General features: G+C 43.0%; 11 protein-coding genes and 3 tRNA genes. 8 read left to right on the forward strand and 6 right to left on the reverse strand.

Features of this window, described 5'->3' with window-relative positions; genetic code table 11:
- Positions 1–1,230 (reverse strand): glycoside hydrolase family 88 protein, encoded by a 1,230-nt coding sequence (locus tag DI53_RS14975; RefSeq protein WP_241462441.1) that lies wholly within the window; start codon positions 1,228–1,230, stop codon positions 1–3.
- 292 nt (positions 1,231–1,522) lie between these two features.
- Here DI53_RS14975 and DI53_RS14980 point away from each other — a divergent pair, with 292 nt between their 5' ends.
- The 4 genes from DI53_RS14980 (at position 1,523) to DI53_RS14995 (ending at position 8,444) form a co-directional block, all read left to right on the forward strand.
- Positions 1,523–4,681, forward strand: coding sequence for a SusC/RagA family TonB-linked outer membrane protein (locus DI53_RS14980; RefSeq protein WP_052072447.1), 3,159 nt, complete (start codon positions 1,523–1,525; stop codon positions 4,679–4,681).
- Positions 4,682–4,698: 17 nt separating this feature from the next.
- A complete protein-coding gene (locus DI53_RS14985; protein ID WP_052072448.1) occupies positions 4,699–6,588 on the forward strand; it encodes a RagB/SusD family nutrient uptake outer membrane protein in 1,890 nt (629 codons plus the stop codon).
- Positions 6,589–6,636: 48 nt separating this feature from the next.
- Entirely contained in the window at positions 6,637–7,527 is an 891-nt protein-coding gene (locus DI53_RS14990; protein WP_052072449.1) for a heparin lyase I family protein, read from the forward strand.
- A gap of 338 nt (positions 7,528–7,865) precedes the next feature.
- The gene (locus DI53_RS14995) at positions 7,866–8,444 is read left to right on the forward strand and encodes a helix-turn-helix domain-containing protein (RefSeq protein WP_037501353.1); all 579 of its coding nucleotides are present in this window, start codon (positions 7,866–7,868) and stop codon (positions 8,442–8,444) included.
- Between the two features lie 226 nt (positions 8,445–8,670).
- Here the strand turns inward: DI53_RS14995 and DI53_RS15000 are convergent.
- The 5 genes from DI53_RS15000 to DI53_RS15020 form a co-directional block, all read right to left on the reverse strand.
- A tRNA-Pro gene (locus tag DI53_RS15000) sits at positions 8,671–8,744 on the reverse strand.
- 112 nt (positions 8,745–8,856) lie between these two features.
- Positions 8,857–8,941 (reverse strand) — tRNA-Leu (locus DI53_RS15005).
- Between the two features lie 5 nt (positions 8,942–8,946).
- Positions 8,947–9,019, reverse strand: a tRNA-Gly gene (locus tag DI53_RS15010).
- A 495-nt stretch (positions 9,020–9,514) separates the two neighbouring features.
- The gene (locus DI53_RS15015) at positions 9,515–10,252 is read right to left on the reverse strand and encodes a DUF6733 family protein (RefSeq protein WP_037501356.1); all 738 of its coding nucleotides are present in this window, start codon (positions 10,250–10,252) and stop codon (positions 9,515–9,517) included.
- 129 nt (positions 10,253–10,381) lie between these two features.
- The gene (locus DI53_RS15020; RefSeq protein WP_037501359.1) at positions 10,382–10,864 is read right to left on the reverse strand and encodes a regulatory protein RecX; all 483 of its coding nucleotides are present in this window, start codon (positions 10,862–10,864) and stop codon (positions 10,382–10,384) included.
- A gap of 68 nt (positions 10,865–10,932) precedes the next feature.
- Between DI53_RS15020 and DI53_RS15025 the strand changes: the two genes are divergently transcribed.
- The 4 genes from DI53_RS15025 (at position 10,933) to DI53_RS15040 (ending at position 15,192) form a co-directional block, all read left to right on the forward strand.
- A complete protein-coding gene (locus DI53_RS15025) occupies positions 10,933–13,362 on the forward strand; it encodes a bifunctional UDP-N-acetylmuramoyl-tripeptide:D-alanyl-D-alanine ligase/alanine racemase (protein ID WP_037501362.1) in 2,430 nt (809 codons plus the stop codon).
- A gap of 14 nt (positions 13,363–13,376) precedes the next feature.
- Positions 13,377–13,973 carry a DUF502 domain-containing protein gene (locus DI53_RS15030; RefSeq protein WP_037501365.1) on the forward strand — a complete coding sequence of 199 codons (597 nt, stop codon included), beginning with the start codon at positions 13,377–13,379 and terminating at the stop codon, positions 13,971–13,973.
- Positions 13,974–13,977: 4 nt separating this feature from the next.
- Positions 13,978–14,574: a sensor histidine kinase gene (locus DI53_RS15035; protein ID WP_052072450.1), complete on the forward strand. Its 597-nt coding sequence runs from the start codon at positions 13,978–13,980 to the stop codon at positions 14,572–14,574.
- Between the two features lie 144 nt (positions 14,575–14,718).
- Complete coding sequence (locus DI53_RS15040) at positions 14,719–15,192, forward strand: DinB family protein (RefSeq protein WP_037501368.1); 474 nt, start codon at positions 14,719–14,721, stop codon at positions 15,190–15,192.
- The last annotated feature ends 304 nt before the right edge of the window (positions 15,193–15,496 follow it).

The raw sequence follows: 15,496 nt of genomic DNA on the forward strand, positions 1-15,496 counted from the left end.
CTAGCCAGCTACATCTGTTTTCTCCATCTTTAATGCTTTGTAGCGAAGGAGCGCCTCTAAAAAATAATAATCTGCGTAATTGATGGGCGTGTCTATTTCAGAATTATATAGGAAAGCTCCGACGCTGTGCTTCAATATAAAGTAGGCATTTTGATCTTTTTTTGCGAGGTATTGGTCCGAACATAAGGTTTTGAGGATATCTTCTGCATAGTCTGCATAGATTTGCCCCTTCGCCGTTTGCGTACTTAATCGAATCAATGCTGACGCAATAACGGCAGCGGCTGATACATCCCGTGGTGCGCCGTGCTCTTCTAAGGCATTATGAACATCGAAATCCCAGGCAGGAATTTTGTCTTCGGGCATACGTGGATGGTTCATGATAAATCTAGCAATTTTTTCAGCCTGCTTTAAAAATATTGGATCTTTCGTGTTTTCATAAGACATCACATAACCATATAGACCCCAAGCCTGCCCGCGCGCCCAGGAAGACTCGTCCGTTAAGCCCTGATGTGTTTCTTTACTTACGACTTTTCCAGACTTCGGGTTATAGTTTATAAGATGATAAGAGCTGTAGTTTGGTCTGAAATGGTGGCGAAGCGTCGTTTTTGCATGTTGATTTGCCGCTTCGAAATAACTGTTGACTTGAAATTGCTTTTTTGCCCAAAACAAAAATTCCAGGTTCATCATATTGTCAATGATCACTGGAAATTGCCAATTTCCAAAGTCCCAGGAACGAATGGCACCAACTTTAGGATTATACCGTGCATAGAGATGCTTTGCTCCTTGTCGAAGTACGGGTAGATAGATCGAATCTGAAGTAAGTCTAAAAGCATTGCCGTAGGAGCAGTAAAGCATAAAACCTAAGTCGTGTGTGTCAGTAATATGCTGTACAGAATCCAGCGCCAGTGTAAAGCGTTTCGCATCAGCGGCAAGTGTAGGATCTTTCGATAATTCGTAACCATACCAAAGGCTGCCTGGAAAGAATCCATTTGTCCAGTCGCGCATTGACACTAGACGAACGGTTCCGTCGGCATTCACAGAGCGTGGATTTTGTTGTACTTTGTAAACCGAAGCTGCTTTCTTCAATTGATATACAGCGCGCTCTTCTGCATTGGAAAACCAATTGTTGCCGTTCCCTGAACCTTGACAAACCGCGGACGAGTATAGCATAGTACTTAAAAAAAAGGCGACGATAGCGCGTTTGAATACGAAGAATAATGATTTGTTCATATGAGTTAGATACAAAATTTAGATTTTGATAAAGTTATGGTCTTCGGAATGTTAGCGATTTCAATTTCGTTGAAATTTATTTCAATTTTGTCGTGATCGCCGGGTTTCCTTTACCTCTTACTCGACTGTAAAAGATTGTCTTGAACGGACTAAGCGTTGTAAACCTTTCTCAATTGCACTTTTATTTTAACACAATATTGAAAGTTTTTGAAGCAATATTGAAAGTGCTTTTTTTACCTGAACCCTATATTTGTGAGATAAGCTAAGTGCCAATTTTAAAAAATCTACAATTATGGTTAAACGATACGTTTGGTTATTTATAATCATTTGTTTTCAAGTCAGCGCGCACGCACAGCAATCCGTGAAGGTGCGTGGAAAAGTAACACGAAAAAATGGTCTCCCCATCGCCGGAGCCACGGTGCAGGAAAATGGGAAAGCCGCGTCAACAGTTACAAATAAGGATGGCGCATATGAGATTGAGGTTTCATCTGCCGGCACCTTGCTATTCTCTTTCGTTGGTTATACGAAATCGCAGGAAAATGTAAGCGGTAGGCGAATTATAAACGTCGAGTTGCAGGAGAATGAAAACACCATGGATGAAGTTGTCGTTATTGGCTATGGCCAAGTGCAACGTAAAGATCTCACTGGAGCGGTATCTTCCTTAAAAGGAGAAGAAATTGCGAAGGTTCCCGTGCAAAGTGTTGCCCAAGCGATGCAAGGGCGTTTAGCAGGTGTGCAGGTCGCCATGTCTGATGGTACACCAGGCGCGGAACCATCCATCAAAATTAGGGGCGGAACATCGATTACACAAAGTAATGAACCGCTTTACGTAGTGGACGGCATTCCGCAGACAGAGGGATTGGCTTTCCTTGATCCCATGGATGTGGAGTCTGTTGATGTACTAAAAGACGCTTCCGCAACAGCAATATACGGCGCCCAGGGTGCCAACGGTGTTGTGCTTGTGACGACGAAACGTCTAAAGAGCAGTAAGCTACGAATTAACTACGACAACTACGTTGGCGCGAAAAAGATCACCAATGAAATTGCCGTCATGAATCCCTATCAATACACCACCTTATTGTATGAAAACGCCCTTCGAGATCCGCTATTGCTTGAGCGCTTTACGGCTAACTATGGAAGTTTCGATTCCTTACAGATGTTGTATGGAGATCGTCCCGGTATAAATTGGCAGCGCGAACTTTTTGGACAGGCAGTGATCAATCAATACCATAAAGTGAGCATTAATGGAGGTAGCAATGAGACTAAATTCAATATATTTTATGCCTTGAATGATGATGAAGGTCTATTGAAGAACAGCGGTTCCACTAAGAATATTGCGAAACTGACGTTGAACCACAATGCAAATAACAAGTTTCTGGTAAACGGAATTATCAATTATTCAGACCAAAAGATCACAGGAATGGGCACGCAGGAGGGCGGCAATGCTCGGTTGAGTATGTTGCAAACCCTATTGCAATACAGGCCTGTCATCGGCCGATTGGGAAATGATGAAAGCTTACTGGATTTCGAAACTGATCCGCTCGATAATCCTGAATCTCCAGCTTTTCAAAGTCCTTTAATTACGGTGGAATCACAGTTGCGAGAATCAATCAGTAAAGCGCTAAATGCAAATTTAACGCTGCAATATAATTTTAGTAAAAAGCTCAATTACAAGGGGTTGTTAGGCTACACAGACCGGGGAGTGAAAAGTAAGCAGTTTAACGATGCGCGTGGAATCGCTGCTCTTCGGAGCGGCGGTCCTTTCGGTAGTGTATCACACAATCTTTATCGCCGGTTTAATTACAATAACACCTTAAATTATAAAAATACATTTGCAGATGTGCACAGGCTGGATGTAACGTTGGGGCAAGAGTATATCTACAATTACAGCGAAGGGCTTTTAGCAAGTGCTTCCGTTTTTCCAAGTGTAAACTTGGGATGGGATAATTTGGGACTAGGCACCGTTGCGGGATTTCCGCAGACTTTTGCCGAAGACGATAAAATGCTGTCGTTCTTTGCTCGAGCGAATTACACCTACCGTGATCGGTATTTGTTTACCGGAAGTTTGCGGGCTGATGGATCATCCAAATTCGGAACGGAAAATCAGTGGGGGATTTTTCCGTCGGCTGCGGTTGCCTGGCGAGTTATTAACGAACCGTTTATGAAAAATTTAACCGCGTTCTCAGATCTTAAGTTACGCTTAAGTTACGGTATGGCGGGAAACAACCGTATTGCCAACTATGCAGCACTCGGCATCTTCACCCCGGGAGTATACCCGTTGGGAAATCAGGTAGTGGCCGCGGCATTTCAGGGTAATCTTCCAAATCCTAATTTGAAGTGGGAAGCTGTTGAATCGAAAAATCTGGGATTAGATATTGGATTTTTAAAACAGCGGCTAACCTTAACAGCCGAATTGTATGACAACCGGTCAAGAGATTTGCTCTATAACACCCGAATACCGTCGAGTTCCGGATTCGTGACGCAGTTTCAAAACATTGGTACGACATCCAGTAGGGGTTTGGAACTCACGCTTAATACGACGAATATCAATCGTAACGACTTTAAGTGGAATTCTAGTTTTAACATTGCTTTTAACCGTACTAAAGTTCTTAGTTTAAGCGATGGGGAAACATCCTTGCTAACGAATAGCTACACGACAATATCGGATTATATCTTGGAAGTTGGGCGCCCTGTGGGGTTAATGTATGGTTATCAGCGAGAGGGTCTATACCAGGTAGATGACTTTAATTTCGATCCGGGCACGGGTGTGTACACGCTTAAAGACGGCGTGGTGAAAGATAATATAGCCGTGCAGCCTGGCTTTATCAAGTTTAGAGATATCAGTGGTCCCGATGGCCAACCTGATGGGCTAATTAATGAACATGATCGGACTGTTATTGGGAATGCGAATCCGGCGTACAGTGGAGGCTTGAACAACAGCTTTAGCTACAAGGGGTTTGATCTGAGCATATTTATCAATTTTACCGTGGGCCATGATATCTATAATGCGAACGTTTTAAACAATGCCAATTTGCAAACCGAGTATGCAAACAGATTTGCACGTTTTGCGGATCGTTGGACTACAATTGACGTCGCTGGGAATCGTATCACCGATCCTGTCCAATTGGCCGCCGTAAACCAGGGTAAGACTAACCCGGCATGGAATGGAAACAATACCGGCCGTTTATACGATGATATTATTGAAGACGGTTCTTTCCTGCGTATCAATAACGTAAGTTTGGGTTACACCTTTCCGAGATCTTGGGTGAACAAGATAAAGTTGTCAAACCTTCGCGTTTACTGCACCGCATACAATCTTCATGTTTTTACGAAGTATTCTGGCTATGATCCTGAGGTGAGCGTTATTCGAACCGCGTTAACGCCAGGCGTAGATTTTAGTGCTTACCCGCGTGCCATGTCTTTTGTCGCCGGTTTAAATCTTTCCTTATAATTCAATAAAGACAAACTATGAAATTCTTTTCAAACCGATTTAATATCTACTTCTGGAGCTTTTTCTTTAGCGCTCTTGCTTCCTTTACTGCCTGTAAAAAAGCGTTGGAGGTAGAACCCTATTCTTACTTCACGAGCAGCAACTTTTTCGCTGACGAAGATGAGGCCTATATGGCCACATTAGGCGTGTATGAAGTTATGTCAAGTTTAGACACCTACGGTTGGTTTATTCCATTGGTGTTTGATGCTGCAACGGATGTCGCCCAGATGGCGCCAGGGGCAGATGACTATCGAAATATCGGGCACTATTTAGGAATAGGCCAGAATCCTACATTCTACACGGTATGGTCGAAACTGTATAGCGGAATAGACCGCGCCAATGTAGTTATTGAAAAAATCCCGCAGATGGAGCAGTTTAACACAGGTACTTTGCAAGAAAAAAATAACCTCAATCGTATGCTGGGCGAGGCCAAGTTTTTACGCGGATTTTACGCATCTGAGTTAGTACGCCTTTGGGGTGACGTGCCCTTTAAAACAAAAAGTTCGCAAACGGGGGATGAATTGCGAGGATCTTTGGTGGATCGCTACGCAATTTATGAGCAGATTATGAAGGACATGCAGGAGGCCGCAACGGTGCTACCTGCAGAGCTTCCGAAAGACGAGCGAGTGAACAAATGGGCAGCAAAAGCAATGTTAGCGAAAGTTGCGCTTTTTGCAGGTGGCTACTCGCTCCGAGCCAATGGACAAATGGAAAGACCCACAGACTACAAAAGATATTACGAACTAGCAAAGAGCTTGATCGATGAGGTCATGGCCGCGCAACTTTACAAGTTGAATCCTGTGTATTCGCAAATTTTCAAGAATCAAAGCCAACATGTTTTTGATCCAAATGAAAACATATTTGAGATTGCGTTTTACAACCCTGCCGGACAGCGCGGCAACGCTTCTTGGGTAGGCCACTACAATGCACCTACGACTGCAAATGGCGTTTATGGCAGCACAAACCCGCGCTGGCGAGTTATGAAACCTTTTTATTCGAGTTTCAAACCGGGCGATCTACGCCGCGACTTTTCTATTGCGAGCTACTCGATCAATGCGCAAGGAAATCGCGTTCCCTTGTTTACGGGTAGGCAGGACGAATCTTGGGCGCCCGGAAAGTGGAGCCGAGAATACCAGACAAACAGCCCACTTGAAAGAGCGTATACACACATCAACTGGGTGGTAATGCGCTATGCTGATCTACTCCTTATGCGGGCAGAAGTGGAAAATGAGTTGAATGAAGGCCCCAACAGCTTGGCTTATGAAGCTATAAATCAAGTTCGAAGACGTGGTTTTGGAGTGGACAACAGCGGGTCACAGATCGCGGTGCAGCTAACCAATGCTGGCACAGGCTATGGTGCTCCGACAAACGTAGTCTTCAGCGTGGAGGGCGGCGGAGGTAGCGACGCTTCCATTGCTGCAACGACAACTGTAGCAGCAACAGGTGCGATCGGAAACATCGTGTTGCTGAATGCAGGGAAAGGCTACACGGCCGCACCCACAATTACGATAAGGAGTGTAAACGGAAATGGAAACGGTGCAACGGCGGTAGCCCGGTTAGTGCCAAAACCGATAGTCTCAAGCGTGGAATTGTCAGCAGGACTTTCAAAAGACGCATTTTTCCAGGCTATTGTAAGGGAGCGCGCTTGGGAGCTTTGCTTTGAAGGTATGCGACGTGCAGACCTTATCCGTTGGAATTTGCTATCCACTAAAATACAGGAAACGACAGCTGCGGTGCGGGCGATAAGGGCAAATTACTCCTACGAAGCAGGCGTGAATTTTAGAGCTAGTAAGCACGAACTATGGCCTTTTCCTTCAAATGAAACCGATGTAAATAGAAATATAGACCGGAATAACCCCGGCTATTGATGTCGATTCAACCGAGATGAATGCACACATTACCAAATATAAACACATATGAAAAAGAATCAAACCTTAATTTTTGCATGGCAAAGCTGTTTTCTCGCTGTTTTGCTCTTATCCTGCAAGCCAACATTGACACTTGATTTTCCGAATCAAACGGAGGCAACTGCCCTAAAAGCTGCAATGATCGGCCAACTAACGGGCTCATCATCAGACACCATTTTGAAAATAGACTACGAGACACAAGAGGAAAATGGTGGTTTTGCATTGGTGAATCCCACGAATGCTCCAGCTGCTGATGCGGCATCTATTGCAGCGCCAGGGCGCCAAAGCAATTACGCTATCGCACATAAAGTGGTTTTAGGCGATCCGGGGTATTTCTCCAATGAATCCTACCGAAGCGAGTCCGATGCGATAAATATGCCCGAAGCACTTTTCTATCCGGGAGATAAAAGGCGCTATGAATTTAGTGTGAAGTTAGTGGATTGGGAATTATGGAACCCGGCAAATACGCCTTATGGTGACAACATCTTTCAGCTAAAGGTTTCCGGTGGTGATCCTGTTCCTATTCGCTTTCTTACGAAAAGACATGCTATTGTGGCGCGCTATGGCGCCAAAGGGCAAGCGACCATTGTTCCGGATTTTCGCCCGCATATCAATAAGTGGATGGATTTTCGCATCGATGTGCTATGGGGCGACAAAGGTGATGGCTGGATGAAGGTGTATACGCGGCTACCAGGACAAACGGACTACACCTTGCAATTTGAAAATCTAAATGCCACGACATTCACGGGCGTACAACTGGATAGAGGACAGAAAGGATATATCAAATGGGGCGTGTATCGAGAAGCAGGGAAGGATGCTGCGGGAAATGTTATCACTTCTGATAATATCCTAACCCGTATAGCCCAGCATGACGATATCCGGATCATTAGGCTACCCTAAAGTTGATGATCAGATCAATAAGCAGCAACTTTAAATCATGTATGGGGTGTTATCATTACGGAGCAAGTTCGGAGATTGCATGTAGCATCTCGCTATAGTGCAAGCGCGCAGCTAAATGATAGAGGTTAGGAGTAAGAAATCTAGCTTTCCAGTGCTAAAGTAATAGATCATATAGGGAGGTTTGATCTATCTTAAAATTTACTGCTTTAATTTATGTCGGAGACTGAACCGAAGGTTTCAAAAGATGTTGTTGTTGAAGGCTTATGCGATAGTAATTTGTTGCCAAAAATGTTATATTTGGCAACAAATCACTCGTAAAACTAGACCGCCTTTTACACATGGAAGACAACACCATATTTAAAATCAGCTCGAAGATTAAAGAAATTAGGAAAGAAAAGGGTATTACTATTCAAGACCTTGCTGATAGAGCCGGTGTTAGTAAAGGGCTAATTTCGCAGATTGAAAACAATCGTACTGCGCCTTCGCTCTTTGTTCTTATCAATATCGTAAATTCTTTAGAGGTTGATCTCAATGAGTTTTTCAAGGATTTTAAATCAAGTGCAAACGAAGGCCCTATCATAGTCCGCAAAAAGAAAGATTACGAAGCATTTGAAAAGGAGCAGGCAGAGGGGTTTCATTATCAGCGTATTTTTGCGTCATCCATCGAAAAATCTACCTTAGACATTGTATTGCTGGAGCTTGCTCCGGATGCTACTCGCCCTATGGTAGAAACGGAGGCTTTTGAATATAAATATATCATCCAAGGCGAAGTAGAGTATGTTTTCCCGGATCAGGTTGTCTCACTTTCTGCCGGCGATTCTATCTTCTTTGATGGGCGTCTGTCACACACGCCTCGCAATATCGGTAAATCAACAGCAATCATGTTAATCGTTTATTTTTTCGACGCAAAGGCGTAGAAATTAATGTCAAAAAATACGCTAGTTTAAATTCTGAAGTTGTTTTCAGTGGATTTGATCGAAGAAGTATTGATTGATGTTAGAAAGATGTTTTGAGCTGTCAGCATGCCAAGGATTTGGAAACCTATCTTTTGGCCGCGATAAATTCCGAGTAGCAGCATCTGATGCAATTTTAAAAGCCTCTCGAACTATCGAAGAGGCTTTCTTGAAATTAATAATCTTTGTGTCGGGATGGCCGGATTTGAACCGACGACCTCCAGCACCCCATGCTGGCGCGATACCGGGCTACGCTACATCCCGAAAACAGCTTGGAGAATAGATAAATTGGTAATTGTCAAAAAGAATAAATGTGTTTTCTAATTTTACGATTGAACCAAAAAACTATACGCCTTTTCTAAACCGCTTTTTGAAGTACCTAGGGCGGGAATCGAACCCGCACTCCTTTAACAGGAACAGGATTTTAAGTCCTGCGTGTCTACCAGTTCCACCACCTAGGCAACTGAGCGAAAGACGAGATTCGAACTCGCGACCCCAACCTTGGCAAGGTTGTGCTCTACCAACTGAGCTACTTTCGCTTAACGTGGTGCAAATATAGAAGATTTGTGGAGTGTAGCAAAATATATTTAAAAAAATAGCACCGTTATCTTTTACGCATATCGTAAACAATTGAGCTTCATATTTATACTATCTGCATTGTTTTACACAGCACAGAAAAAGCCGCCCAGAGGTTGTCAAGCCTATCTTTTTCCGGGCGGCGATTAATTGCCCTGGCATGTCCTTCGTTACGATGAAGGTGAAACGATTTCCGATGATAGCACCAAAAAGCTTCATAAAATGCCAGACCAAATCCTTATCCACGCAAATGTATCTATCGCTCGACGTGATGCGTAATGGCCTTTTTGAGTTTTGCTACCTTATATCGTCCATTAGCTCAAGCTTAAAGCACGTATACCGTATGGATGTCAGAGAACGACGAGCACATGATTTTGCTGTTAAAAATGGGTGCTAAAAAAAGCAGGAAAGCGGAATCAATCCGCTTTCCTATGTGTAAAAACAAAGAGCTGTAATGACTAGAATGTGAAGCCCGTAGACAGTTTATAGAACGAATCCTTAGGTTGCAGATCATTTTTTAGTTCTGGTCCTGCAGAAAATCTAATAAAACTTGCCACCCGTGGCACATTCAGCTGTATGTATGGACCTAACCATTGGTAATAGTCCGCTACGCCATTTACGTCGTCTTTCGTACGTCTTAAATGTTCAAAATGTCCGCCGACGGAGAAGTTAGGGCTTACTTTGTAACCCGCATTTGCCCAGTAGTGAAGGTAGGCTAATGTAGAGCCTCCTACTGGCGCCTCATCCCGCAATGGCGCGTAATATCCGGCATAGATTTCACTTTCGAATTTAGGCTTGTCTACGTTGAAAAATAGATTAGGAACAATACCGTCTCCCGCTATACCACCTAGCTGTCCTGAGCTCGCACCTTTGGAAAGAAGGTCGCCAAATGTAAAGCCAATATTGGGGTTTAGCGTAATACCATCTGCTAGGTAAAGATTTACCCCGCCACCGAATTCTGTCCAGTTACCCCACGCTGCAGCGGTACCAGCACCCCAAAAAATTCCGTAAGCAGATAGTCCGATCTTATCTGAAAGCTTGTATTCCACTCCGGCGCTCGGTGCAACACCGAAAAATTGGTCTGAAGTGAGGCTTAAAGAGAAAGTAGCGCTGTTATCTTGCGCGTTTGTAGTTAAAACACATGCAGTAAGTGCTGTAATGCTTAAAATTGATCTTAAAAAGTTGTTTTTTTTCATAAAAACGTTTTATTGTTAGATAGACACTTGATTAATTGATGCTAAAATAGGTCTATTTTTTATAAAAACAAGTTTTTATTTTAAAAAATTCAAAGAAATAAACTTTTTTATGATTTTTTTGTAAGTAATCTAATCATAATTTGATATTATTTGATTTATAATGTCGGATTCAAAGCCTTTAGATAGGAGAAAAGTCTTTAATTTTGATTTTTCAACAAAAGAGAGTAGCGATATTGGTTTATTTATCCGCTTTTCTATCGTCTCTCGTACTTTTTCTTCATAATCCTCGAGTTCAATCTCCCGTAAAGCGATGCGAATAAGCGGATCTGATACCCGTTTACCTTTCAAATGTTGCTTAATTTTGATTTTTCCCCAACCTTTCATTCTAAATTTTCCTAAGGCGTATGCTTTGGCGAAACGTTCTTCATTCAGGAAGTTTTCTTCAATCAACGTAGAGATGATTTGTTCGACATCGGTTTGGTGTAATCCCCATTCATAGAGTTTGTCGCGCACCTCTTGCTGCGCACGCTCCTGATACGCACAGTAGCTCTCGGCTTTTTGCTTGGCTTGCCGTGGCGTAAATATTTTCTTTTCCCTGTTCCATTCGTCCATGTTGCAAATCTTGAAAAAATGGTGCACTTCTTGAAAATATTGATGAAATTTGTCTGCATCATTTTTTTATGTACACAGTAGGAACAATTTTTTCAGCCGTTCAATATGAACGTACGCAAATTACAGATCCGCAACTCGAAATTGTTGATTTGGCATATGATACTCGGAAGATACGAAATGGTAGCCATAGCCTGTTTTTCGCGTTGAAGAGTGTTCGCGATGGGCATCTATTTCTTCAAGATGCTTATCAAAAAGGTGTCCGCGCATTTGTCGTTTCTGATCAGAAAATTGATTCACAGAATTTTCCGGATGCAAATTTTATTTGGGTGTCGGATGTGTTGGAGGCTATGCAGGAGCTCGCACGTTTTCATAGGTTGCAATTTCGTAAACCTATAATAGGAATCACCGGAAGCAATGGCAAGACGGTAGTCAAGGAATGGTTGACGCAGCTTTTGCAGGAAGACAAGCGTGTATATCAAAGTCCAAAAAGCTATAACTCACAACTTGGAGTTGCATTGGCGCTGTGGAATCTTTCTGATGATTACGACATCGCATTGATTGAAGCCGGCATAAGTCTGCCTGGGGAAATGGCACTGCTGCAGAAAATGATTATTCCTGAAATAGGCATTTTTACGAACATTGGTGCTGCACATGCAAGTGGCTTTTCATCCAAAAAGCAAAAGCTGGAGGAAAAATTGTTATTGTTCAGCGAGTCGAAGCAGGTAATTTCCCCATCATATTACGGCATTGCAGCTCTTTTGCCGCCTACGGTTTCTGTCTTTAGCTTTGGATCAGCAGATCTTGATGAGGTCAAGCTCCTTCGTGTCGAGGATCATGGGCGCGCAGACAGCACGATTCAAGTATCCTATCGGAACGAAATTGCCACGTTTACCGTCCCTTTTCGGGATAAAGCTTCCATTGAAAACATTTTGATCTGTCTAACGGCTCTCTTGTTTCTAGGCTATTCGTTGGATGCTATCCCGCAAAAATTAGCGAAGCTCCGCCCTCTGGAAATGCGGTTGCAACTAAAGACCGGTAAAAACGGGTGTTCCATCATTGACGATACCTATTCCAATGACCTTGCTTCTCTGCAGATAGCGTTGGATTTTCTTTTCCAGCAGCAACAACACCGGAAGAAATCGCTGATACTATCCGATATGGAAAGCTTGGATGATAAACTTCGTAAAAAGCTGTTACAGCTTTTGCAAAGGCAAGATCTTGATCACATTATTTTAGTTGGTGAAGGGTTATCGTATCTAAAGCAACATTTAACGAACAATGTGCAACTTTTTACATCGACAGAATCGTTGTTGCGGGCAATGCCAGATATCAGCTTTCAAGACGAATCTATCTTGATAAAAGGGGGGCGGGTATTTCATTTGGAAGAAGTAAGTAGGCTTTTGGTTGCCAAATCGCATGAGACTGTTTTAGAGATCAATTTAAATGCGCTGGAACATAACTTACAGCTTTACCGAGGGAAGTTGCCGCCGGATGTCAAGTTGATGGTGATGGTGAAAGCATTTTCTTATGGCAGTGGTAGCTATGAAGTGGCCAATCTACTACAGTATAATAAGGTGGATTACCTTACTGTCGCTTTTGCTGATGAAGGTGTGGAGTTGCGCCAGCATGGTATCCAGCTTCCTATTATGGTATTAAGCCCGGACGAGCAGGCCTTCGAGTCGTTGTTAGCTAATCGATTGGAGCCCGAGATCTATAGTTTTAGGGTGTTGCACGCCTTTATAAAATTTTTGAGAAATCGAAACCTGCAAAACTTTCCCGTCCATATAAAGATAGACACAGGTATGCACCGGCTCGGCTTTATGCCAACGGAAATACAGGAGCTCATCAACGTTTTGCGGGACTCTGCCGAATTGCTTCCAGCAAGTGTTTTCTCCCATTTGGTAGCATCGGGCAACGCCGAGCACGATCAATTCACGACACAACAGATCGAACTGTTTGAGCAATGCGTGGATAGCATCGAACAAAAGTTAGGCTTCAAACTGCTGCGGCACATTGCCAATACCTCGGGTATTGTACGCTGGCCGCAGGCCTATATGGATATGGTACGCTTAGGTATTGGCTTGTATGGTGTTGATATGGGAAACGCACTAGACCTAGAGATGGTCAGTATGTTGAAAACGACGATCACGCAAGTAAAAAGTCTACCTGCAGGCGAAACCGTGGGCTATGATCGCAAAGGCCTGCTGCATCGTGATAGTCGAATTGCAACGGTAAAAATTGGTTATGCGGATGGTTACAACCGGAGGTTTGGTGAGGGCGTAGGCGCCATGTCGATCAATGGGCAGCTGGTTCGCACGATGGGGTCTATCTGCATGGATATGTGTATGCTTGATGTGACGGATGTGAAGGCAAACGAGGGCGATGAAGTTATTGTATTCCCCGATTTGATGAAAGCCGCCTCGTCCATTGGCACGATACCATACGAGTTGCTGGTAAATATTTCATCTCGGGTGAAAAGAGTGTATTTTTACGGATAATTAAAGTATGAGCTATGATTAAGAAGGTTTCGCAGAAACTATTGTATTATTTGATAAAAGGAGCGTTGGTCGTTGTGCCCGTAGCAGGTGCCGTTTTTCTTATTATATGGGCGGTGGCCGCAGTGGATAACACCCTAAATTTGACCTCTCATTTCCTCCAGGACGAACAAGGTCATCCCCTCTATATCCCCGGCATTGGCATATTAACGGTAATGTGTATGCTCATTTTAGTTGGGCTTATCTTCACCAATCTGGTAACAGAGCCTATTCGTGCTTGGCTCAAAAGGTCGATTAATAAAATTCCGCTATTCAACACCCTTTATTCCTCGATCAAGGATTTTACAGAGGCGTTTGTAGGCGATGCAAAAAAATTTAACGAGCCGGTTCTCGTGCTTGTCAATGAAACAGGATTAAAAAAAATTGGTTTCCTAACGCAGCGTGATCTAGAAAAAATTGGGCTGCCGGATGAAGTTGTCGTCTATTTTCCATATTCCTATTCCGTGGCCGGACAGGTAGTGGTTGTGAAATCGTCGCAAGTGCAAAAATTAAACATGTCTGCTACTGATGCCATGAAACTCGTTGTTTCCGGAGGAGTGAGCGGAATAGAATAGCTTTATGGGAAACTTTTTAGATAAAATTTTCGGCAGCAAAATAGAGGTGGATCTGGTTCGAATAGGTCTCGAAGCAAAACTATGTTTCCATGAATCTCGTTTAGATAGCCGCTTAGCCAATGCTATTTCTTTACGACAAGATGCGCTGCTGCAACAAGATTTTGCACACTATCTGCAGCGTGTGTCTCTCGTTAAGGAAGATTGCTATTGGCTTGCGTCCCAAGAGATCGCCTTGTTGCAGGAATATATCTCGTTCTACGAACGCATATTGGGCGACCAGCTCTTTTTTAAATTCGATGTGAAAGCCGAGGCCGATAAAGACATCCCGGCCTTTTTGCTCTTTCCGCTAGTCGCTAATGCGCTTCAAGAGGGCTATAATGCTATGGAAAAGTTTCCCCTTAAAATAAAGATAAGGGTATTCGACGCAGCCTTGCAATTGGATGTTATTAACCATGTAAACCACCATATTGTCTCCCAAGAACATACTTCACTAATAGACCTTTTTAAGAGTCGTTTGCTCGTATCATACGCAGATGCACCTACACTCATCTTCAATAGTAATAGCCATACATTTAAAGCGAACTTACACCTGCCTTGGTAAATAATAAAAGTATTTTAAAAAAAGGTAAAACCCTCCTGACAAACTGTTGTCATTTTTGCGCATAACTTTGGAGTATCATAAACGAAACAGGGCAGAAAACCCCGATCGATGAGATATTTTTTAACAACTTAATACATAATTCTTATGAGCACAACAGTCATTTTAACAAAAGCAGAGTTTTTAACCCATTGGCTTGGTCACCGTGCGTTAACACGTCGAACAATTGAAAAATTTCCAGAGCCTGATCTTTTTTCTTATAATATAGGGGGAATGCGAACGTTTGCCGACTTAATAAAGGAACTTCTTTCTATCGCCGAGCCCGGTCTTCGCGGAATCGTTCAACAGAAGGAAGAACCTTACAATCACGATATCCCGCTAAACACAAAGGCAGATCTTCTGGCGCGATGGGACGAGGATACGCCCAAAATCATCGAATTGTTTGGTCAAATTCCGGAAGAGGATTTTCATAAAGACTACAATCTTTTTGGAGAATATAAATTTCCAATCTATAGCAACTTACTATATTTCGTTGACAATGAGATTCATCACCGTGCGCAGGGCTTTGTGTATCTACGCGCATTGGGTATAGAGCCACCATTCTTTTGGGACAGGGGTTAATGGTGCCACTTTAGCGCATTAAGAACTTTTAAACACAGATGAAGAATCGATGGAGTATATCGATTGAGCTTGCAAGATTACTCATCCTCATCGCCTTACTATTGATCATCTATTGGAGTTGGAGCATGGATAGGTTTTAAAGGGTTAATGGGAATGATTTTTAGTACGTAGCAACATTCTTTGAGAATGGGGAGACATCACAAAAAAAGATGTTGAAGTCTTTGCTGAGATGAGTAAGGTTGACGAAGCAATCATGCGTGTGAAAAATGCAGATTGCTTCGTCGTGCTTCCGTCTTAATTATGC

Source organism: Sphingobacterium deserti (assembly GCF_000757725.1).
In the GTDB taxonomy this organism is placed as follows: Bacteria; Bacteroidota; Bacteroidia; order Sphingobacteriales; family Sphingobacteriaceae; genus Sphingobacterium; species Sphingobacterium deserti.